Consider the following 20215-nt stretch of genomic DNA (forward strand, 5'->3'; position numbering starts at 1 on the left):
GGAACAAAGCTTGGCAAATTCGTGGCGGCGGGGTCAAGGCCAAGTCGGGGCATCGGCCGACAATTCCATGCAAGCCATGTGCCAGATTGCGCCGGATGCCGCGATATAGGCCGGGATCAGACCGAGAAGCTGTCGCCGAGATAAACCCGCCGCGCCTCGGGATCGTTGGCGATGGTGTCGGGCCGCCCCTGGATCATCACCGCGCCGTCATGGATGAGATAGGCGCGATCGACGAGGCTCAAGGTCTCGCGAACCGAGTGATCGGTGATCAGCACGCCGATGCCGCTGCGCGTCAGCTGCCGCACCAGCCCCTTGACCTCCGAGACCGCGATGGGATCGACGCCGGCAAAAGGCTCGTCGAGCAGCATGAAGACCGGGTCGGCGGCGAGCGCCCGCGCAATCTCGACGCGCCGCCGCTCGCCCCCCGAAAGCGCCAGAGCGCTCGATTTCGCGATATGGGTGATGGCAAATTCCTCGAGCAGCTGCTGGAGCCGCGCCTTGCGCTCGGAGCGCGAGCGGACATGGCCTTCGAGGATGGCGAGGATATTGCCCTCGACCGAAAGTCCGCGAAAGATCGAGGGCTCCTGCGGCAGGTAGCCGATGCCCAGCCGCCCGCGCTGGAAGAGCGGCAGATGCGTGATGGGCTGCCCATCGAGCAGGATCCGCCCCTTGTCGGGCCGAACGAGCCCCATGATCATGGTGAAAACGGTGGTCTTGCCCGCCCCGTTGGGGCCCAGAAGCCCCACCGCCTCGCCCCGCCGCACGGCGATCGACACGTCGCGCACGACGCTCTTGCGTCCGAAGCTCTTGGCCAGCCCCAGCGCCACCAGCCAGCCCGACTGGTCGAGCCCCTCGCTCATTGCGGGGTGAAGACGCCGGTGACGCGATTGCCCGAGGAGCCAGAAAATACCGTCTGGTTGGTCTCGAGATTGACGACGAGCTCGGGCGCATTCACCGTGCCCGATGCATTGGTGACGCGCACATTCTCGGTGAGGCGCAGAAGCTGGGTCTTGGGATCGAACACGGCGCGGCGCCCCGTCGCTTCCTGCGTGTCGGTCTTGATGCGGACATTGCCGGTGGCGACGAAATCGCGGATGTCCTCGGCCCCGCCATCGCCGAGATTGACCACGACCTGGTCGGCCCACACCGTCATGGCCTGGCGCAGTACCACTACATTGCCGCTGAACTGGGCGGTGCTCGCCTTCTCGTCGATGACGAAACGGTCGGCGGTGATCTTGACCGAACTCTGCGCCGCTCCGGCGGCGGCCGTCGCCTGAGCAAGGACCGGCGTTAGGCTCGTTGGCAGGGAGAATAGCCCGATCGTTATCGAGACCAGTATAAGGGCGCGGATCGGTGTCATGGCTGGCTGTCTCCGCCCGGCATCGCAGGCAGCGTCACGGTGGCCCGCTCGAACACCCATGTGCCCGCCGATCCGTCATAGTTCAGGTTTTCGCCCTCAACGACGAGGCCGCTGGCCATGCTGATCTTCACCGGACCCTGCGAGACGAGCGTCTGCCTGACGAAATCGACCTCGGCATCGGTGAGCGTACCCGTCATGCCATCGGCATCGCCCACTTCGGTCACCCCCGGAATATCGACCTGCTGGCGCGTGGCGTGAAACCGCGCCATGGCAGCACGCGCCGTCATTTCCGCCGCACCGGCGCTGCGCAAAAGCGTGAGGCGCGGGGCGTCGAGCTCGATCAGTTCGGCATCGGCAATGGCGACGCGGGCGGTCTCGGCGACGACGGCATACCGCCCGCCATCGGCGGTCACCCCGTTATAGCGCGGGGTGGAGACCACCAGATTGTCGCGATCGATACTGACCCCACCCACCGAAAAGTCCCGCGCCAGCCCGCCGATATAGACCTGCACTCCGAAGGCCAGCGCCAGCAGCACGCCCGCCGCCGGCACCACGAGACGCAGCAGCCCCACAACACGGTTGCGGCGCATCAGCCGCCGGTAAAGCGCTGAACGATCCTCCAACCCGCCTGCCGCCGCGCTCATCGCCCTGCTCCGCTACCGCCGCCCTCAGCTATGGGCGAAGATGTCGGTTTCGTCCCAGCCCAGAAGATCGAGCGCGATGCGCGTGGGCAGGAATTCAAAGCAGGCCCGCGCGATCTCCGTACGCCCCTCGCGCGCCAGCATGCGATCGAGATGACGCTTGAGATCATGCAGATAGAGCACATCGGAGGCGGCATAATCGAGCTGGGCGTCGCTGATCTTTTCGGCGCCCCAGTCCGAGCTCTGCTGCTGCTTGGAAAGGTCGACATTGAGCAGTTCGCGCACGAGATCCTTGAGCCCATGCCGATCGGTATAGGTGCGCACGAGCTTGGAGGCGATCTTGGTGCAGTAGACCGGGCCGGTGACCACTCCGAAGCGATGCTTGAGCACCGCCATGTCGAAGCGGGCATAATGGAAGATCTTGGTGACGGCGGGATCGCCGAGCAGCTTTTCGAGATTGGGCGCGCGGTCGGCCCCGGCCGGAATCTGCACCACATCGGCATGCCCGTCACCGGCCGAAAGCTGGATGACGCACAGCCGGTCGCGGCGCGGATCGAGCCCCATGGTCTCGGTATCGATCGCGACCTCCCGGCCATAGCGGGAAAGATCAGGCAGGTCGCCCCGGTGCAGTCGGACAGTCATTGGCGCTCGTGGCTCCATTGTCGGATGACGGGCCGGACGACCGTCTGGTCTCCGGCAGGCGCGCATGCGGAACGCTGCGCATCCGCCGTTGATGCCACAGCAATCGGGCGATGGAAAGGCTCGCGGGGCTGTCGCCGCCAAGGGAGGCCGCCATCCTCGTTCATCCTGCGTTCGGGTTGGGCGTGGTTTGATGCCGCCATGGGACGATCGTGTCCCGAGGGGGACTGCCATGACAAGAAACCTGCTGATCCGGGCTACGCTCGGCGGTGTGGCGCTTCTGGCACTGGGGGGAGGCGCACTGGCCGTCGAGGCCGTGGCCACCACCAATGTCAATGTGCGCACCGGCCCGGGCACCACCTTCTCCATCGTCGACCGGATGATCCCCGGCGAGCGCGTCGACATCCGCGAATGCACCGCCGCCAACTGGTGCTTCGTCGATCGTGAGGGCGCCGATGGCTGGGTGAGCTCGACCTATCTCACCGCCCCGCCGGCCGCTCCGCCCGCGCCGCCGCCCGGCGCGCCGCCGGCCTCGGGCGAGGATTGCTCGTTCGGCTTCACCCTCGGGCCGGGTGGCCCGAACCTGTCGATCAATTGCGGCACCGGCACGCCGCCCGCCCCTCCGGGCCCGCCATCGCCGCCCTCACCCCCGCCCGGCCCGCCGGCACCGCCTTCGGCAGGCGATGAAGCATGTTTCTACACCGGCACCAATTATTCGGGCACCGAGCGCTGCTTTGGCGAAGGTACGTTCAACACCCTGCCCCCGCAGATCAACGACCGTATCTCGTCGCTCCGCCTCTATGGCGATGCGCAGGTGGAGTTGTGTGTGAACCCGAACCTCGGCGGCGCCTGCCGCAGCTTCGATGCCGACACGCCCAACCTGCCCCCGCAGATCAATGATCGCGCCTCCTCGGCCAGCGTCTTCGTGCCCGAGCCTCCGGCGCCCGCCGAGCCGCCCGAAGCCTGCTTTTATACCGGCACCAACTTCTCGGGCGCCGAGCGCTGCTATCCGGTTGGGGTGCGCAATGCGCTGCCTCCAGCCATCAACGACCAGATCTCCTCGGTGCGGCTCTTTGGCGGCGCGTCGGCGCGGCTCTGCGCCAACACCAACCTCAACGGGGTCTGCCGCGTGGTGAGCAGCGACAGCCCGACCCTGCCCCCGCAGATCGATGACCGGGCGTCCTCGCTCGAAGTGGCGGTCGGCCTCGTTCCGTTGCCGGTGCCGCCGATCTTCCCGCTGCCCCCGATCACGCCCGTGCCGCCTCCGGCTCCGCCCGCGCCGGTGACCTATTCGACCGGACCGATCGACCTGCAGCAGACCTTCACCGTCAACCTCGACAATGGCCAGTCAGGCGGACCCGGGGTCGACTTGTGGTATCAGGCGGTCAATGCCGGCGAGAAATATCTCACTCCCCGCAATGGTGCGCTGCTGGCCGTGGGCGACCGCTCCAATCGCGGCTTTGCCGGGTGCAGCGCGGCGAGTTTTTCGGGCGACCGCGTGCCGCTCTGGAGCATTCCGGTGGGCAGCTATGTCTGCGCCCGCACCGACCAGGGCCGCATCTCCCAGTTCCGCGTCAATGGCTTTACCGGCACGACGATGAATCTGGGCTACACTACCTGGGCCAACTGAGCCCGCAACACTGATCGCAATCGATGCAGGGCCCGGGCAACCGGGCCCTTTTCGTCAAGGGGGATGAATGGGTAGGTTGATACCGCTCTGGCTGAGCCTGGCTGCCATCGCCATCCTCGTGCTTTCCGTTTCGGAATGGATGATGCAAAAGCCTTATCCCGTTCCCTTTCGCGACCTTCCTGCCGAGCCGGCCGCTTTTGTGTCGGCGATGCAGCCGATCCTCGCGACGGCGTTTCCAGACGGATTCGACGAGGCTTCGCTCCGTGCAAGCGTAGCGGAATGGGGGTTCGAATCGTCCGACGATGCCAGGGCCGCCTACTATCTGCTGTACCGCTCCGGCTGCACCGCCAGGATCGGAATAACCTGGCAGACTCTGGGCGAGGGAAACATCCAAAGCATCTCGGGAACACGTGACGAGACCTGCTTTTGATCGACAGGGGTCCGATGAGCTTGCGCTTGCCGCCGTCGCAGTTTAATACTGAACCTAATGGTTCAGTGTTTACCCCACACCCTCGACCTGTCTTTCGCGGCGCTGGCCGACGCGACCCGTCGCGGCATCATCGTTCGGCTGGGGCGGGGGGATGCATCGATCAGCAGCCTCGCGGAGGCGTTCCAGATGACGCTGACGGGGATGAAAAAGCATGTGCAGGTGCTCGAGCGGGCCGGGCTCGTGGTTACACAAAAGGTGGGGCGGGTGAGAACCTGCCGGCTCGGCGCGCGTGGTCTTGCGGCCGAAGCCGAGTGGATCGAAGCGCATCGCGCGCTATTTGAGGCGCGCTTTGCCGCGCTTGACGACATCATCGACGAAATCGAGGAGGGCAGTCATGACTGAGCATGTCGAGGAGGCCGGCGGCCCGCCAAATCCGACATCGGTCGAGCGCCGGGGGGACCGCGAGCTCATCGTCACGCGGATCTTCGATGCCCCGCCGCGCACCGTTTACAGGGCGTGGAGCGAGGCGAAGTTGTTCCAGCGCTGGTGGGTGCCGAAATCGGCGCCCATTTCACTGGTCTCGTGCGACATCGACATGCGTACCGGTGGCCGATACCGGCTGGAATTCGGCACCGGCGGCGCCGAGACAATGGCGTTTTACGGCATATATCTGGAGGTGGTGCCCAACCAGCGCATCGTCTGGACCAATGACGAGGGAGAAGAGGGCGCGATCACCACCGTGACCTTCGAGGATCTGGGCGGCAGGACGCTCCTGACCTTCCACGAGATCTATCCCTCGCCCGAAGCGCTCGAGGAAGCTTTGCAGGGTTCAGCAGTCGCCCTGCCCGAGCAATTGCAGCAGCTCGACGGTGTGCTGCACGATCTTTGAGGAGGTGAAGGCTGGAGAGGCGCAGAAAGCCTGCGCCATCGCGCATCCTCGTTCCGGCTGGTAAAACCGGAAGCCTTGGTGCCCAGGAGAAGACTCGAACTTCCACGCCTTGCGGCACACGGACCTGAACCGTGCGCGTCTACCAATTCCGCCACCTGGGCACAGGGAGCAGCGGGTTACTAGGGCGATGCCCCGGGCTTGTCAACGCCATTCTGAGGCTGGCGCAAACTTATGGCCCGTCAGAAGTTTCGCCCATCCCAGTGCTTGATGGTGCTGCGGTCGATGTCGGGGGCGCCTTCGAGGCAATTGACGTTGATCATCACCATCTTGTTGCCCGCCCCATCCTGCCCGCGCCCGAAGGATTCGATGCCGCAATCGCGGCAGAACAGATGGGAGATGGCATGGGTATTGAATCGGTAGTCGACCAGCCGGTCCTCGCCGGCCTCGAGCGTGAAGGCGCTTTCGGGCACGCCCTTCATCACCCAGCCCAGCCGCTTGCAGCGCGAACAGTTGCAGTCCGCCAGCCCTTCGAGATCGGTGGTGACGGAGAACCGGACCGCGCCGCAATGGCACTGTCCCTTCCATGTTTCCGGGGTCGTCATGGTCACACTCCTTATACCAGAACAGAGTAGGAACAGACTGACGATCCTGTCAAGCCCGCCACACTCGACAGCCCCGCGCCCGCTGGTCTAGAAGGCATGCAGACAGGGCAACGCGGGCCCTCATCTCTCGGGAAGGCGCATCATGGCGGATACCACACTGGTCACGATCTTCGGCGGCGCCGGCTTTGTCGGCACGCAGGTGGTTCAGGCTCTCGCCCGGCATGGCTATCGCATCCGCGTGGCGGTCAGGCGGCCCGATCTGGCCGGCCATGTCCGCCCCCTGGGCGCGGTGGGCCAGGTCACGCCCATCCAGGCCAATATCCGCAATCTCGATTCGGTGCGCCGCGCCGTGGCGGGCGCGAGCATCGTCATCAATCTCGTGGGCGTCGGCTTCGAAAAGGGCCAGCAGAATTTCCGCGCCATCAATGTCGAGGGCGCGGCCAATGTCGCCCGCGCCGCGCGCGAGGCGGGGGCGAAATCGCTGGTCCATATGTCGGCGATCGGTGCCGATCCGGAGAGCCCGAGCGTTTATGCCACCTCCAAGGGGCGGGGCGAGCGCGAGGTTCTGGCCGCCTTTCCGCAGGCTGTGATCCTGCGCCCCTCGCTGATCTTCGGGCCGGGCGATGGTTTTTTCAACTTCATGGGCACGCTTTTGCGCATCGCCCCGGTGATGCCGCTGATCGGCGGCTCAAGCCGCTTCCAGCCGGTCTATGTGGGCGATGTTGCCGAGGCCGCCGTGATGGCGGCCGAAGGCGCGGTCAAGGGCGGGCGCGTCTACGAACTCGGCGGGCCGGAGGTCGTGACCTACAAGGCGCTGATGGAGCGCATCATGGCCGAAACCGGGCGCAAGCGGCTGCTGATCCCGGTGCCGGGCAGCCTCATGAAGCTGCCCGCCACCATCTTGTCGATGCTGCCGCTCCCGCCGATCGTCACGCCCGACCAGATCACCCTCCTCTCGATGGACAATATCGTCTCCGAGGAGGCCCAGCGCGACAAGCGCACCCTCGCCGCCTTCAGCATCGCCCCCACCCCGATGGGGGCCGTGCTGTCGTCCTATCTCTGGCGCTTCCGCCGCCATGGCGAGTTCGACAAGAGCACGGCGGCCTGACGCCTGCCGGAAACCGGGCAGGCGCGGGCCGGAGTGCCGCGCCTCTCAGCCAAAGAGCAGGATGCCCCACAGCCCCACCGCGCCCACGAAGATGCGCCAGTAGGCGAAGGGCGCAAAGCCGTTTTTCGAAATGAAGTCGAGCAGGTGCCGCACCACCACCCAGGCGGTGAGGAAGGCGGCCGCAAAACCCACCGCGATGCCGAGCCCGAGATCGGCCGTGATCAGCTCGCGGTTCTTCCACAGATCGAAGACGAAGGCGCCGCCCATGATGGGCAGGGCGATAAAGAAGGTGAATTCGGCGGCGCTGCGCTTGTCGGTGCCCAGAAGCAGGGATCCGACGATGGTCGCCCCCGAGCGCGAGACGCCCGGCACCAGCGCCAGCATCTGGAAAAGCCCGATGTAAAAGCACAAAAGCGGCGGATAGGCGTAGATGTCGGTATAGCGCGGCTGCAGCCGCAGCTGGTCGACATAAAGCAGGATGATGCCGCCCAGGATCAGCATGATGCAGATGACGATGGGCGTCTCGTAGATCACCGTCTTGATGAAATCATGCAGCAGGACGCCGGCCAGCGCCGCCGGCACCGATGCCACCACCACGCCGAGCACGAAGCGCAGGGCGCCGGGCTTGCGGGCCAGCGCATCGCGGGCAATGCCGATGAGTCGCCAGAAATAGGCCACGACTATGGCAAGGATCGCGCCGAGCTGGATCAGCACCTCGAAGGTGCGGCCGGGGCTGTTGAAGCCCAGGAAATGGCCCACAAGCAGCAGGTGGCCGGTGGAGGAGACGGGAATGAATTCCGTTAACCCCTCGATGATGCCGAGAAGAAGCGGCACAAAAAGACCTTGATCGGCGTTCATCAGTTCCCCTACTCATCGAGCCAGCGTCGGGCGGCCCGCTTCTAGCCCGAATTCCGGCGCTGCGCCAATGGCCTGACCAGAGCGGAACCCGAACAGATGCCAAGGCTCCTCATCCACCGGCTCGACCCGGCATCGCGCCTCGTGCGGCTGATGCTCGCCGAATATGGCGTGCCGGTGACCCTCGAGGACATCAAGCCCTGGACGCGTGACCCGGCGCTGCTCGAAATCAACCCGGCCGCCAGCGTTCCGATCCTCGTCGATGAGGGCGGGTTGCCGGTTGTGGGCGTTCTGGCTGTGCTCAGCGCCATCGAGAGCCGCTATGCCCCCGATACGGTGGCGGGCCTCATCCCAGAGAGCCCCGAGGCCAATGCCGAGACCTGGCGGCTGCTCGACTGGGTGCTGCTCAAGCTCAATGACGAGGTGACGCGCTACGTCATCGAGGAAAAGATCGTCAAGCGCGACCGGCGCGGCGGGGTGCCCGACCCCTCGGTGCTGCGCATCGCCAAGGCCAACCTCGTCGAGCACATGCATTATTTCAACTGGCTGTTCGCCACTCGGCACTGGATCGCCGGCGACACCATGACGCTGGCCGATTTCGCACTGGCGGCGCATCTTTCGAGCCTCGACTATCTGGGCGACGTCCTGTGGGAAACCTCGCAGGAAACCCGCGACTGGTATGCCCGCATCAAATCCCGCCCTGCCTTCCGCACCCTCCTCAGCGATCGCATCGCCGGCATGCCGGCCGCCAAGGGCTATGCAGACCTCGATTTCTGAGGTCCCGGCGAAAGGTCTTGTCTCCGAGCTTCGCGCGCGGGCCTTGGCGCTGGGGTTCGAAGCCTTCGGCATCGCTGCGGCCGATGCGCGGCCGGACCTGCCTGAAAAGCTCGCGCAGGCGCTTGCCGCCGGCTGGCATGGCGGGATGGACTGGATGGAAGAGACCGCCGAGCGGCGCGGGTCGCCCCGGGCGCTCTGGGGCGAGGCGCGCTCGATCATCATGCTGGGGCTCAATTACGGGCCCGACAGCGATCCGATGGCGCTGCTCGCCCACAAGGAGCGCGGCGTCATCTCGGCCTATGCCCGCAACCGCGACTATCACGACATCATCAAGGGCCGGCTCAAGGAGATCGCCGGGCTCCTGGCGCGGCGCAGCGGCGCCAATGTCAAGGTCTTCGTCGATACCGCTCCGCTGATGGAAAAGCCCCTTGCCGAGGCGGCCGGGCTGGGGTGGCAAGGCAAGCACACGGTGCTGGTCTCGCGCCAGTTCGGCTCGTGGCTGTTTCTGGGCGCGATCCTCACCGATGCCGAACTGCCCGCCGATGCGCCGCATGCCGAAAGCTGCGGCAGCTGCCAGCGCTGCCTCGATATCTGCCCCACCAAGGCCTTTCCGGCCCCCTTCCAGCTCGATGCGCGGCGCTGCCTCGCTTATCTCAATATCGAGCACAAGGGGCCCATTCCGCGCGAATTCCGCGCGCCGATGGGCAATCGCGTCTATGGCTGCGACGACTGCCTTGCCGTGTGCCCATGGAACAAGTTCGCGAGGGCCACCGCCGAGGCCGGTCTCGCCGCCCGCGAGGCGCTCGAAGCCCCGTCGCTCGCCGACCTGCTCGAGCTCGACGATGCCGGGTTCAGGGCGCTCTTTGCCGGCTCGCCGATCAAACGCATCGGCCATGCGCGCTTTTTGCGCAATGTGCTGATCGCTGCCGGCAACAGCGGTGAGATGGGGCTCGTGGATGCCGTAGCGGCCCGGCTGACCGATGCCGCCCCGCTCATCCGGGGCGCGGCGATCTGGGCGCTGGGGCGGCTCGATCCCCTGAGGCTTCGCGCGGCCGCTGGGCTTTCGGACGATCCCGATGCGCAGGTGCGGGACGAATGGCACGAGGAGATGGCGGCATGAAGCTGATGGTTTTCGGGCTCGGCTTTTCCGCCCGCGCCGCGGTCAAAGCCCTGCGCGAGCAAGTGGGTGATGCGCTTTCGGTGGTCGCCACCCAGCGCCAGCCGGATCGCGACCGTGATGGGGACACGCAGCTTCTGGCCTTTTCCGGCCCCCCGGCCAGCGCTCATGTCACCGAGGCCGTAGCCGTGGCCACCCACATCCTCGTTTCGGCCCCGCCCGGCGCCGATGGCGATCCCGTGCTGCGAGCGCTTTCGGATGTCATCGCCACTGCGCCCAGGCTTCAATGGCTGTGCTATTATTCGACTGTCGGGGTCTATGGCGACCATCAGGGTGCCTGGATCGACGAGAGCGCCCCCACCGCCCCGGTCAATCCGCGCTCGGCCTGGCGGGTGGCCGCCGAAGCCGGCTGGCAGGAATTGGCCGCCAAGCGCGGCGTACCGCTCACCATCCTGCGGCTTGCCGGCATTTACGGGCCCGGGCGCTCGGGTTTCGACAAGCTCCGGGCCGGCACGGCGCGGCGCATTATCAAGCCGGGGCAGGTGTTCAACCGCATCCATGTCGCCGACATCGGCACGGTCACAGCGCTTGCGGCCGAACGCCGGCTGGCCGGGCTCTTCAACCTCGCCGACGACCTGCCCGCCCCGCCCCAGGATGTGGTGGCCCACGCCGCCGGGCTGATCGGCCTCGCCCCGCCGCCCGAAATGCCCTTCGATCTGGCCGAGATGACGCCGATGGCGCGCTCGTTCTATTCGGACAACAAGCGCGTCTCGAATGCCGCCATCAAGCGGGCGCTGGGCCTCGAACTCGCCTTCCCCACCTATCGCGAGGGCCTCGCGGACATATTGGCGAGGGAATCAGCGGGCAGCGTCGGCGACGAGTGACAGAACCAGCCGCTCCATCAGTTTCAGGTCCTGCGGCCGGCTCAGCCGGTGGTCGCCATCGGGCACCAGCGTATAGCTCACCGGGTCGAGGGTGAGGTGGCTCAGGAGCTTTTCGGCATGGGCCCGCGGCACATCCCTATCGGCGCCACCCTGCAGGATCGCCACCGGGCAGCCGGTTGCGATCGTTGCGCCGAACAGCAAACAGCTGCGCCCGTCTTCGATCAACAGGCGCGTCAGCCGATAGGGTGCGTCCGAATAGTCCGAAGGCTGCTCGACCACCCCTTCTTCCGCGAGCGCGGCCTTTTCGGCCGGCGTGAAGAGGTCCTCCATCAGGTCCTTGGTCATGTCGACGGCCGGTGCGATGAGCAGCATCCCGGCGACGCGGCTCTCGCCCACCGTCGCGAGCGCTCGCGCCAGCAGCAGCGCCAGCCAGCCACCCATCGAGGAGCCGACGACGATCTGCGGGCCCGAGGTGGTGGCAAACACCGCCAGCGCCTCCTCGAGCCAGCGGCCGATGCTGCCGTCCTCGAACCTGCCGCCAGACTGGCCATGGCCGGAATAATCGAAGCGCGTCACCGCAAGCCCTTCGCGTGCCCCCAGCCCATCGAGCGCAGAGGCCTTGGAGCCCAGCATGTCGGAGCGAAAGCCGCCGAGCCAGAAGAGCCCGGGCGCACTGCCCTCTCGCGCCATAATGGCGATGTCCCGCGCCTCTGTGCCGCTCCCTACCGCGAGCCGTGAAGCCTCAGCCATGGTGCGCTCCTCTCAACCGTTCTGCCGGCCTGTGTCTATCGGCCGGGAAAATCGACGGCAACCTTCGCAGATGCTCGCGTGTTTGGGGGATTGGTGTTGACTTCGTAGCCCCGAACACCGATTTTAAGCGTGTTTTTCCGCCCTTTCCTGCAATAGCAAAGGATCGTTTGCCATTCGCCGTCCTATGAGACCCGTAGCGCCCCAGAAGGATGGGCCGCTTGCCAATGAAGACATCAACAGCCCCGAAGTCCAGCTGATCGACGCCGAAGGCGTGAATCAGGGTGTCATGCGCACCCGCGACGCCATCGCGCTCGCCCAGGAATCCGGGCTGGACGTGGTGCTGATCGCGCCCAATTCGGCGCCGCCGGTGGCCAAGCTGCTCGATCTCGGGCGCTTCAAATACGCTGCCCAGAAAAAGGCGGCCGAGGCGCGCAAGAAGCAGAAGGTGATCGAGGTCAAGGAAATCCAGCTCCGACCGAACATCGACACCCATGACTATGAGACCAAGATGAAGGCGGTTCACCGCTTTCTCGATGATGGCGACAGGGTCAAGGTGACGATGCGCTTCCGCGGCCGTGAGATGGCTCACCAGGATATCGGCATGGGTCTGCTACTCAAGGTGCGCGACGAGCTCGAGGGAAAGGCGAAAGTCGAATCCTCCCCGCGCTCGGAAGGCCGACAGATGGTGATGGTGCTGGCGCCCAAATAAGCGCCCCTCCTGTTTGCAGAGACATCATGCGGCGGGTCCTTCGGGGCCCGCCGTTTTCTTTCGGGCCCCCTCTCGCAGCCCAAACCGATGGGCGCCACCCGGCGTTTACCGCGTCTGGTAACCAGATTTTAACGTTTCTCTTCAATTGGCGGCAAATTCATCTAGTATGCCGGCCGCTTTAGGGGGAATGGCGGAAGTTTAGTGACGGCTGACGACTATCTGCGGCAAATTCTTGCCCGCGAAGCCGTCGATGACGGCCCGGGGGCGCCATTGCGCCTGCTCGAGGCCGAAATCGTGCAGATCCTGGGCGACTGGATCGGCAGCGCATTGCAGGAGGTGGCCCCCGGCGGCGCCTTCGAAAAGGGCACCGCCAATGCTTCCGGCGTAGCGATCGATTTTGTCGCCTTCATCACGCCCGACTGCCCCATCCCCATCGAGGCACTCTACGAATCGCTGCATCTTCACCTGCATGCCCTGGGGCTCGATCCCGTGCGCCGGCCGGTCTCGATCGGCATCAGGCTGGATGACATGATGGTCGACATCATTCCCGCCCGCCTCCTGCCCGGCCGCCCCAGCGAGGTGCGGCTCTATAACGAGCGGCGCGAATGTGGCTTCGACACCAACATGCTCTGGCACCGGCATGACGTGCGCAGCGCCGGCCGGGCCGAGGAAATCCGCCTCATCAAGCTCTGGCGCGACCAGAACAGGCTGGAGTTACCCTCGCTCTATCTCGAATTCGCAGTGATCGCGGCGCTGCGCGGCAAGCCGCCGGGGGCCCTTGCGATGAATCTCTGGTCGGTGCTTGCGCATTTTTCGAGCCTATTCGTCGCCCGGGCAGCGATCGATCCGGCGAATGCCAATAATTTCGTCTCCGACATGCTCACCACCGCTGAAAAGCAGCAGGTGAAATCGGTGGCGCAGGCGACCATGGCGCAGAGGGCCTGGCAGCACATCGTGGTCTGAGGGCGCATCGGGCATGGAGGCTCGTTCCCGGCAAGGCTTGCGCACAGCGGCGTCATTCCCTATAAGGCCACCTTCCGAACCGCCCGGCCAAAAGGCATGCCGTGGCGGTTTTTGATGCGTCCGGCCCAGCCGGCACTGAAAGGACAGCGAAATGCCCAAAATGAAGACCAAGTCGGGCGCAAAAAAGCGCTTCAAGATGACGGCTTCCGGCCTCGTCAAGGCCGGCGTCGCCGGCAAGCGTCACAGGCTCAGCTCCCACTCGGGCAAGTACATCCGGTCCAACCGCGGCACCAAGGTGCTCGCCAAGGGCGATACCGGTCTTGTCAAGTGGTACATGCCCTACAACCGCTAAGCCGTAAGGAAACCGACATATGGCACGTGTTAAAAGGGGCGTAACCGCCCACGCCCGTCACAAGAAGGTCCTGAAGGCTGCCGAGGGCTATTATGGCCGCCGCAAGTCGACCATCCGCATTGCCAAGCAGGCAGTGGAAAAGGCCGGCCAGTACGCCTATCGCGACCGTCGCGTCAAAAAGCGCAATTTCCGCGCCCTGTGGATCCAGCGCATCAACGCCGCCGTGCGTGACCATGGCCTGACCTATGGTCGATTTATCGACGGCCTCGGCAAGGCCGAGGTGGCGGTTGACCGCAAGGTGCTCTCCGATCTCGCCATCACCGAGCCGGCAGCCTTTGCCGCTCTGGTCGCCCGCGCCAAGGAAGCGCTGGGCTATCTCGGCGATATCGAGACGACCACCCACGAGCGCATCTCCGCCTAGCCTCCGGTTTTTTCCGAGGCCTATCCGAGCCTTGCGCCGACCCCATGGCCGGCGCAGGGCTTTTTGTTTTCCAGCCCTTACCTGAAGCCCCCACGAACCGGACAGACCCATGCCCAGCCTCGACCAGGACATTGCAAGCCTCGGCGCCGAACTCCACGCCGCCATCGCCGCGGCCGAGGACCAGCAGGGGCTCGAAGCGGTGCGCATCGCGGCTCTGGGCAAGAAGGGCTCGGTCTCGGCGCTGCTGGCGTCCCTGGGCAAGATGGATCCCGAGGCGCGCCGGGTTGCCGGCCCCCTGATCAACGGGCTCAAGGCCGAGATCGCCGCCGCCATCGAAACGCGCGGCGATGCCCTCAAGGCCGAAGCGCTGGCAGCACGGCTCGCGGCCGAGCGGGTCGATGTCACCCTGCCCTTGCGCGCCGCGCCCACCGCCACGGGGCGCATCCACCCCATCTCGCAGGTGATCGACGAGATCACCGCCATCTTCTCGGATATGGGTTTTTCCATCGCAGAAGGTCCCGATATCGAGACCGACTGGCACAATTTCACCGCGCTCAACTTCCCCGAAGGCCATCCGGCCCGGGAGATGCACGACACCTTCTTCATGGCGCCTTCGCCCGATGGCAGGAAGCGGGTTCTGCGCACCCATACCTCGCCGGTTCAGGTGCGGGTGATGAACGCGGCGGCCGGCAAGCCGGAGGCGCCCTGGGTCACCGCGCCGATGGCCCCGCCGATCCGGGTGGTCATCCCCGGGCGCACCTATCGCCATGACAGCGACCAGACCCACACCCCGATGTTCCACCAGGTCGAGGGGCTGGTCATCGACAAGACCGCCCATATCGGCCAGCTGCGCTGGGTGCTCGAGGAATTCCTCAAGGCGTTTTTCGAGGTCGACGACGTCACTACCCGCTTCCGCCCGAGCTTTTTCCCCTTCACCGAGCCCTCGATGGAAGTGGATGTGCGTTGCGATCGCTCCGGCGGCGCGGTCCGGATCGGCACGGGCACTGACTGGCTCGAGATTTTGGGCTGCGGCATGGTGCATCCCAATGTGCTGAAGAACTGCGGGCTCGATCCCGATGTCTATCAGGGCTTTGCCTGGGGCATGGGCATCGACCGGCTGGCCATGCTCAAATATGGCATGAACGACCTGCGCCAGTTCTTCGATGGCGACCGCCGGTGGATCGAGCATTACGGCTTCCGCCCCCTCGACCTGCCCACGCTTTTCGGGGGATTGTCGAGCTAGGGCTCTGGCCAGCGTGCCAAGACGCAGCGGCGGATCCGCGTCCCATAGGACAAGATGGGGGATACCGCCATGATCCGGATGACGATGCTTGCTGGGCTGATATCTGTAATGGCCGCGCCTGCGACAGCAAAAGAGCTTTATTGCCTCGCCGATGCCTCGGCCAGCTGGGCCGTGGCCGAGCCGCGCGTCGCCTTGCATGATGAGGAAACGCTCGGTCGCGCCGAGTTCTGGGTCGAGACGGAAACAGGGGACTGGCGCTATCGCACCGTCGGCAGCGCCGCGCTTTACAGCGATGGCGCGAGCCTCACCGTGCTTGCCGATGGCGAGGGCTATCGGCAGCACTGGGTCGGGATCGAGGATCATGGCGGCTTTGCCAGCCTGCGCATCGCCTTGTCCCGCGACCCCATGCGCTTCGTTTTCGCCGATCGCGATGGCGGGCTCGAATTCGGCACCTGCGTCCAGACGCAGGGCCGGGAGTTCTTCAATGGCGTGGAGCGCACGCAATGACCGCCCCACAAGCCCCCGTCACCTTCGTCGTCACCGATATCGAGGCCGATGGCCCGAGCCCGCTCAAGAGCTCGATGCTGAGCTTTGCCTCGGTGGCGATCACGCTTGAGGGCAAGGTGCTGGATGAATTCGAGGCGGTGCTCGCGCCCCGTCCCGATCGCGCTCCCAGCCCCGATACCATGGCGTGGTGGCAGACCCAGCCCGAGGCCTGGGCCGCCGCCACCACCGATCCCGAACCGCCCGAGACGGTAATGCCGCGCTTTGCCGATTGGGTGGAAGGGCTGCCGGGCTTCAAGGTCTTCGCCGCCGCCCCGATCAGCTTTGACGGGCTGTGGATGGACCACTATCTCGAAACCTTCGCCGATACCCGGGTGCTGGGCGGGCCGTTCAAATCGCGCCAGATCTTCAAGGGCGGCGGGGTCTGTCTTTACACCATGGCCGGCACGCTGCGCGGCGCCGACTATCTCAAATGGGGCATGCAGCGCGTGCCTCCCGAATGGTATGGGCACATCGCCCATACACACAAGGCCATCGACGATGCGCGCGGCTTTGCCAATGTGCTCGTCAAACTGTTCGCCATCTCCAACGGCCTCGACAAGCACGAGGCGAGTGAAAGCGTTTATCGATGAAATTCACCCTCGCCTGGCTCAAGGAGCACCTCGACACCGATGCCGACGCCAATGCCGTGGCCGAGGCGCTGACCACCATCGGGCTCGAAGTGGAGGCGGTCGAACGGCAGGCGGCGGCCCTCGCCCCGTTCCGCGTCGCGCATGTGATTTCAGCCCAACAGCACCCCAATGCCGACCGGCTGCGCGTCTGCAAGGTCGATGCCGGGACCGGCGAGATCATCGACGTCGTCTGCGGCGCCCCCAATGCACGCACCGGCATCAAGGCGGTGTTCGCACTGCCGGGCACCTTCATTCCGGGCACGGGCATCACGCTTTCCAAGGGCATGATTCGTGGCGCGGCCTCCAACGGCATGCTCTGCTCGGCCCGCGAGCTCGAACTCAGTGACGATCATGACGGCATCATCGAATTGCCCCAGGATGCGCCGGTGGGCATGGCCTATGTCGACTATGCCGGGGTCAACGGCGTCGTGATCGACATCTCCATCACCCCCAATCGCGGCGATGCCACCGGCGTCTATGGCATTGCGCGCGACCTTGCCGCCTTCGGGCTCGGCACGCTCAAATCGACCGACATGAGCCCGGTGCCATCGGCCGGAGCGAGCCCCGTCGCCGCCCTGCCGCATCAGTTCGCCGAGGGCGAGCCCAAGGCGATCCGGAAATTTGCCGGCCGCGTCATCGCCAATGTCAAGAACGGCCCGTCGCCCCACTGGCTGCAGCAGCGCCTGCGCGCCGTGGGGCTGCGGCCGATCAATGCCGTGGTCGATATCACCAATCTCGTCTCGCTCGGCTGGGGCCGACCGCTGCACGCTTATGACCTCGCAAAGGTCGTCGGCCAGCCCGTGCTGCGCCCGGCGCGCGAGGGCGAAAGCCTCGATGCGCTCGATAATCGCGTCTATCCGCTCGATGGCACGATGACGGTGATCGCCGACGATCAGGGCCCGCTCTGCCTCGGCGGCATCATGGGCGGCATCCGCTCGGGCGTCACAGAAACGACCACCACAGTGCTGATGGAATGCGCCAGCTGGGATCCCGATCTCATCGCCCAGACCGGCCGCAAGACTGGCATCGTGTCGGATGCGCGCTACCGCCTCGAGCGCAATGTCGATCCGGCGCTGACCGAGCCGGGTCTCGAGCTCGCCACCCGCCTCGTGCTGTCGCTCTGCGGCGGCGAGGCGATGGCCCCGGTGATTTCGGGCGAGGATGTCTTCCCTGATACCAGCATCGCGTTCCCCCTCTCCGAGGTCAGGCGCCTCACCGGGCTCACCAGTACGCCCGACGAGATCGTCGCGGTTCTCTCTCGCCTCGGCTTCGCGGTTTCGGGCGAGGGTCCGGTGCGGCAGGTCAGGGTGCCGTCATGGCGGCCGGACGTGACGCAGAAGGCCGATCTGGTGGAAGAAGTCATGCGCATGACGGGGGTCGACAGCGTGCCCGTCGAGCCGCTGCCGCGCCTTTCCAACGTCGCCCCGCGCATGATCACCGGCCTCCAGAACCGCCGCCGCATCGCCCGCCGCCTGCTCGCCTCGCGCGGCATGGTCGAGGCGGTGACCTGGTCGTTCATCTCGGAGGCCGATGCGCGCGCCTTCGGCGGCGGCGATCCGGCGCTCAAGCTCGCCAACCCCATCGCCTCTGACCTTACCGACATGCGCCCCTCGCTGCTGCCCGGCCTGCTCGCGGCGGCGCGACGCAACCAGAACCGCGGGCTGGGCGATATCGCGCTCTTTGAGGTCGGGCAGGTCTTTGTCGGCATCACGCCCGAAGGCCAGCGCAGCCATGCCGCCGGCATCCGCTCCGGCCATGCGGCCATGGGTGGCGAAGGCCGGCACTGGCAGGGCGGGCGGCGTCCGGTCTCGGTCTATGATGCCAAGGCCGACCTCTTTGCGGCGCTCGATGCGCTGGGCATCGAGGCCGACAAGGTCCAGCTCGTGGCCGAAGCGCCGGACTGGAGCCATCCGGGCCGCGGCGGCCGCCTGCAGCTGGGGCCCAAGGGCCATCTGGGCTGGTTCGGCGAAATCCATCCCCAGGTGCTCGAGGCCTTCGACATCGATGGTCCCATCGCCGCCTTCGCGCTCGATCTGGGCGCCCTGCCCGAGCCCAAGCGCAAGGCGACCCGCGCCAAGCCGGCGCTCGTGCTTTCCGATCTCATGGCGATCTCGCGCGATTTCGCCTTCGTGGTCGATCGCGACGTGCCGGCCGCCACGCTGATCAAGGCGGCGCGCGGAGCCGACAAGGGGCTCATCACCGATGTCTCGGTGTTCGACGTCTTTGCCGGCACCGGCCTGCCCGAAGGCCAGAAATCGGTTGGGCTCGCCGTGACCCTGCAGCCTGCCGAGCGCAGCCTGACCGACAAGGAGATCGAGGCGGTCTCCGAAACCATCGTTACGGCCGTCGCCAAGGCCACCGGTGCGGTGCTGAGACAGTGACGGCCGAGGCGCCGGCGCGCCCCGCCGCTCCCCCGGTGGGGAGTGGCGCCATCGGGCGCGCCGTCCTCAGGACGCTCTGGTTCATTGTTCTGCTCTCGGCGCTGGTCTTTCCGATCACGCTGGGGGTGGTCGGGGCCTATATCGGCATGATCGCGTGCCTGTTGCTCGTGCCGCTGCTGGTCCTGGACAAGGCAGCCCGGGAAGCGACCTTCGCCGAGCCGGCCTCGCGTCTCCTTGCGCTCGCCTTTGTGCTCCTGCTCATGGCCTTTTCGCTCTCGGCGCGCGAGCCCAATGATGTCCTGCTGATCGTCAACTTCCTGCCGCTGCTACTGTTTTTGCCCGCCTATGCAGCCAGCCGGCGACTGGCGAGCCCGCTGGGCGTGCGGGTCGTAGCACTTGTCACGACCGCCGCCCTTGGCCTTGCGGTGCTCGTGGCGCGCCACAGCCTGACGCTCGATACGGTCGACAGGGCGCAGCTGCCCAATGACAATTCGCTGCATTTTGCAGCCCTGCTGACTGTGCTTTCCGGCATTGCGCTTATGGGGCTGTTTTCCCGCAAAGCTGTCGTGCGGCTGGCAGGAATCGTGGGAATGGTGCTGGGGTTCATCGCCGTCCTTTGGACCCAGTCGCGCGGAGCGGTGCTCGCCTATCCGGTGTTCGGGCTCTTCGCGCTCCTTGTCGCACTGCGCCACTACGGGGTGTCGCGCAGGCTGAGCGTCGCGACCGTTGTGGGGCTCGTCCTCGCGGGGACGCTTGCCGTTCTCGTGCTCGATGACCAGCGCCGCGCCTTGACCGGCTTTGCCATGGTGCTCGAATTCCTCCGCACCGGCGAGGTTTCGGAAGTCTCGGCGGCGGTGCGGCTCGATCTCTACACCGCCGCGATCGAAGCCTTCTGGCAGAAGCCGTGGTTCGGGCATGGCTGGGCGCACTTCTATGCGGCCACCGATGCCATCGTGCGCGAGCGCATGGGCCCGGCCTCGCGATATGCGGCCTTTGGGCATCTGCATTCCGACCTTGCCGATTTCGCTGTGGCCGCCGGCGTGCTCGGCATTGCCGCGCTGGCGCTGATCCTTTTTGCCCCGATCGCGGGGGCCCTCGCCTCCCCCTCCGATGGCTGGCGCAGCGCCCGCCTCTATGGCGCGCTGGCCCTCTCGTCCTCCTACGCCGTGCTGGGCGCGACCAATCTGATGTTCGGCTGGGAATTGCAGACCGCGAGCTATGTCTTCATCGCTGCCATCGTGCTCGGCTTCTGCCGGGCCGAAAAGCCAGCCCCACGGCCCTGACCGCCC

At 66.0% G+C, this 20215-nt stretch carries 24 protein-coding genes and 1 tRNA gene; 17 read left to right on the top strand and 8 right to left on the bottom strand.

The annotated features are described in order from the left end of the window. Nucleotides 1-116: 116 nt before the first annotated feature. Genes lptB through BT183_RS18365 form a run of 4 tightly spaced genes read right to left on the bottom strand, consistent with a single transcriptional unit; the run spans nucleotide 117 to nucleotide 2643 of the window. Nucleotides 117-860, bottom strand: a complete 744-nt coding sequence (gene lptB / locus BT183_RS18350) for an LPS export ABC transporter ATP-binding protein (protein ID WP_072346157.1) — start codon at nucleotides 858-860, stop codon at nucleotides 117-119. Next, nucleotides 857-1360, bottom strand: a complete 504-nt coding sequence (locus BT183_RS18355; protein WP_072346159.1) for an LptA/OstA family protein — start codon at nucleotides 1358-1360, stop codon at nucleotides 857-859. The genes lptB and BT183_RS18355 overlap by 4 nt, the downstream gene beginning before the upstream one ends. Further along, the gene (lptC, locus tag BT183_RS18360) at nucleotides 1357-2004 is read right to left on the bottom strand and encodes an LPS export ABC transporter periplasmic protein LptC (RefSeq protein WP_084603662.1); all 648 of its coding nucleotides are present in this window, start codon (nucleotides 2002-2004) and stop codon (nucleotides 1357-1359) included. Before lptC ends, BT183_RS18355 begins: the two co-directional genes overlap by 4 nt. 24 nt (nucleotides 2005-2028) lie before the next feature. Next, complete coding sequence (locus tag BT183_RS18365) at nucleotides 2029-2643, bottom strand: ribonuclease D (RefSeq protein WP_072346163.1); 615 nt, start codon at nucleotides 2641-2643, stop codon at nucleotides 2029-2031. A gap of 229 nt (nucleotides 2644-2872) precedes the next feature. On the opposite strand from BT183_RS18365, the gene BT183_RS21190 reads away from it, so the two are divergent. The 4 genes from BT183_RS21190 to BT183_RS18385 all read left to right on the top strand — a co-directional run bounded on the left by BT183_RS21190 (nucleotide 2873) and on the right by BT183_RS18385 (nucleotide 5589). Then, nucleotides 2873-4270, top strand: a complete 1398-nt coding sequence (locus BT183_RS21190; protein ID WP_072346165.1) for a peptidase inhibitor family I36 protein — start codon at nucleotides 2873-2875, stop codon at nucleotides 4268-4270. Between the two features lie 67 nt (nucleotides 4271-4337). Then, on the top strand, nucleotides 4338-4700 hold the full coding sequence (locus BT183_RS18375; RefSeq protein ID WP_143145883.1) for a hypothetical protein: 363 nt from the start codon (nucleotides 4338-4340) through the stop codon (nucleotides 4698-4700). A 57-nt stretch (nucleotides 4701-4757) separates the two neighbouring features. Then, nucleotides 4758-5102: an ArsR/SmtB family transcription factor gene (locus BT183_RS18380; protein ID WP_072346168.1), complete on the top strand. Its 345-nt coding sequence runs from the start codon at nucleotides 4758-4760 to the stop codon at nucleotides 5100-5102. Continuing rightward, on the top strand, nucleotides 5095-5589 hold the full coding sequence (locus BT183_RS18385) for an SRPBCC family protein (RefSeq protein ID WP_072346170.1): 495 nt from the start codon (nucleotides 5095-5097) through the stop codon (nucleotides 5587-5589). The genes BT183_RS18380 and BT183_RS18385 overlap by 8 nt, the downstream gene beginning before the upstream one ends. Nucleotides 5590-5665: 76 nt before the next feature. Here BT183_RS18385 and BT183_RS18390 read toward each other — a convergent pair. Beyond that, nucleotides 5666-5750 (bottom strand) — tRNA-Leu (locus tag BT183_RS18390). Between the two features lie 78 nt (nucleotides 5751-5828). Further along, nucleotides 5829-6191: a GFA family protein gene (locus tag BT183_RS18395; RefSeq protein WP_072346409.1), complete on the bottom strand. Its 363-nt coding sequence runs from the start codon at nucleotides 6189-6191 to the stop codon at nucleotides 5829-5831. 142 nt (nucleotides 6192-6333) lie between these two features. Between BT183_RS18395 and BT183_RS18400 the strand changes: the two genes are divergently transcribed. Continuing rightward, entirely contained in the window at nucleotides 6334-7299 is a 966-nt protein-coding gene (locus BT183_RS18400) for a complex I NDUFA9 subunit family protein (RefSeq protein WP_072346172.1), read from the top strand. 45 nt (nucleotides 7300-7344) lie between these two features. Here the strand turns inward: BT183_RS18400 and BT183_RS18405 are convergent, their stop codons facing one another. Then, entirely contained in the window at nucleotides 7345-8157 is an 813-nt protein-coding gene (locus BT183_RS18405; RefSeq protein ID WP_072346174.1) for an undecaprenyl-diphosphate phosphatase, read from the bottom strand. Between the two features lie 96 nt (nucleotides 8158-8253). Here BT183_RS18405 and BT183_RS18410 point away from each other — a divergent pair, with 96 nt between their 5' ends. From BT183_RS18410 to BT183_RS18420, 3 genes are read left to right on the top strand one after another with little or no spacing between them, the layout of a single operon-like run. Next, nucleotides 8254-8931: a glutathione S-transferase family protein gene (locus tag BT183_RS18410; protein WP_072346176.1), complete on the top strand. Its 678-nt coding sequence runs from the start codon at nucleotides 8254-8256 to the stop codon at nucleotides 8929-8931. Next, nucleotides 8912-10051, top strand: a complete 1140-nt coding sequence (gene queG / locus BT183_RS18415) for a tRNA epoxyqueuosine(34) reductase QueG (protein ID WP_072346178.1) — start codon at nucleotides 8912-8914, stop codon at nucleotides 10049-10051. The genes BT183_RS18410 and queG overlap by 20 nt, the downstream gene beginning before the upstream one ends. Next, nucleotides 10048-10932: an SDR family oxidoreductase gene (locus BT183_RS18420; protein ID WP_072346179.1), complete on the top strand. Its 885-nt coding sequence runs from the start codon at nucleotides 10048-10050 to the stop codon at nucleotides 10930-10932. The genes queG and BT183_RS18420 overlap by 4 nt, the downstream gene beginning before the upstream one ends. Here BT183_RS18420 and BT183_RS18425 read toward each other — a convergent pair. Continuing rightward, nucleotides 10906-11682 carry an alpha/beta hydrolase gene (locus tag BT183_RS18425; RefSeq protein WP_072346181.1) on the bottom strand — a complete coding sequence of 259 codons (777 nt, stop codon included), beginning with the start codon at nucleotides 11680-11682 and terminating at the stop codon, nucleotides 10906-10908. The two genes, BT183_RS18420 and BT183_RS18425, sit on opposite strands and share 27 nt — an antisense overlap. 172 nt (nucleotides 11683-11854) lie before the next feature. Between BT183_RS18425 and infC the strand changes: the two genes are divergently transcribed. From infC to BT183_RS18470, 9 genes are all read left to right on the top strand, one after another. Continuing rightward, nucleotides 11855-12391, top strand: coding sequence for a translation initiation factor IF-3 (infC, locus tag BT183_RS18430; protein ID WP_177282628.1), 537 nt, complete (start codon nucleotides 11855-11857; stop codon nucleotides 12389-12391). A 201-nt stretch (nucleotides 12392-12592) separates the two neighbouring features. Beyond that, nucleotides 12593-13354 (top strand): hypothetical protein, encoded by a 762-nt coding sequence (locus tag BT183_RS18435; protein ID WP_072346185.1) that lies wholly within the window; start codon nucleotides 12593-12595, stop codon nucleotides 13352-13354. 151 nt (nucleotides 13355-13505) lie between these two features. Beyond that, nucleotides 13506-13706: a 50S ribosomal protein L35 gene (rpmI, locus tag BT183_RS18440; RefSeq protein WP_072346187.1), complete on the top strand. Its 201-nt coding sequence runs from the start codon at nucleotides 13506-13508 to the stop codon at nucleotides 13704-13706. A 19-nt stretch (nucleotides 13707-13725) separates the two neighbouring features. Beyond that, entirely contained in the window at nucleotides 13726-14127 is a 402-nt protein-coding gene (gene rplT, locus BT183_RS18445) for a 50S ribosomal protein L20 (RefSeq protein ID WP_072346189.1), read from the top strand. Nucleotides 14128-14236: 109 nt separating this feature from the next. Further along, entirely contained in the window at nucleotides 14237-15370 is a 1134-nt protein-coding gene (gene pheS / locus BT183_RS18450; protein WP_072346191.1) for a phenylalanine--tRNA ligase subunit alpha, read from the top strand. A 69-nt stretch (nucleotides 15371-15439) separates the two neighbouring features. After that, complete coding sequence (locus BT183_RS18455; RefSeq protein WP_143145884.1) at nucleotides 15440-15877, top strand: hypothetical protein; 438 nt, start codon at nucleotides 15440-15442, stop codon at nucleotides 15875-15877. Continuing rightward, entirely contained in the window at nucleotides 15874-16506 is a 633-nt protein-coding gene (locus BT183_RS18460; protein WP_072346195.1) for a 3'-5' exoribonuclease domain-containing protein, read from the top strand. The genes BT183_RS18455 and BT183_RS18460 overlap by 4 nt, the downstream gene beginning before the upstream one ends. Next, complete coding sequence (gene pheT / locus BT183_RS18465; RefSeq protein ID WP_072346197.1) at nucleotides 16503-18926, top strand: phenylalanine--tRNA ligase subunit beta; 2424 nt, start codon at nucleotides 16503-16505, stop codon at nucleotides 18924-18926. The genes BT183_RS18460 and pheT overlap by 4 nt, the downstream gene beginning before the upstream one ends. Next, nucleotides 18923-20209 carry an O-antigen ligase family protein gene (locus BT183_RS18470; protein WP_072346199.1) on the top strand — a complete coding sequence of 429 codons (1287 nt, stop codon included), beginning with the start codon at nucleotides 18923-18925 and terminating at the stop codon, nucleotides 20207-20209. Before pheT ends, BT183_RS18470 begins: the two co-directional genes overlap by 4 nt. Nucleotides 20210-20215 lie beyond the last annotated feature (6 nt).

The organism is Devosia enhydra (assembly GCF_900119845.1).
GTDB lineage: Bacteria > Pseudomonadota > Alphaproteobacteria > Rhizobiales > Devosiaceae > FPKU01.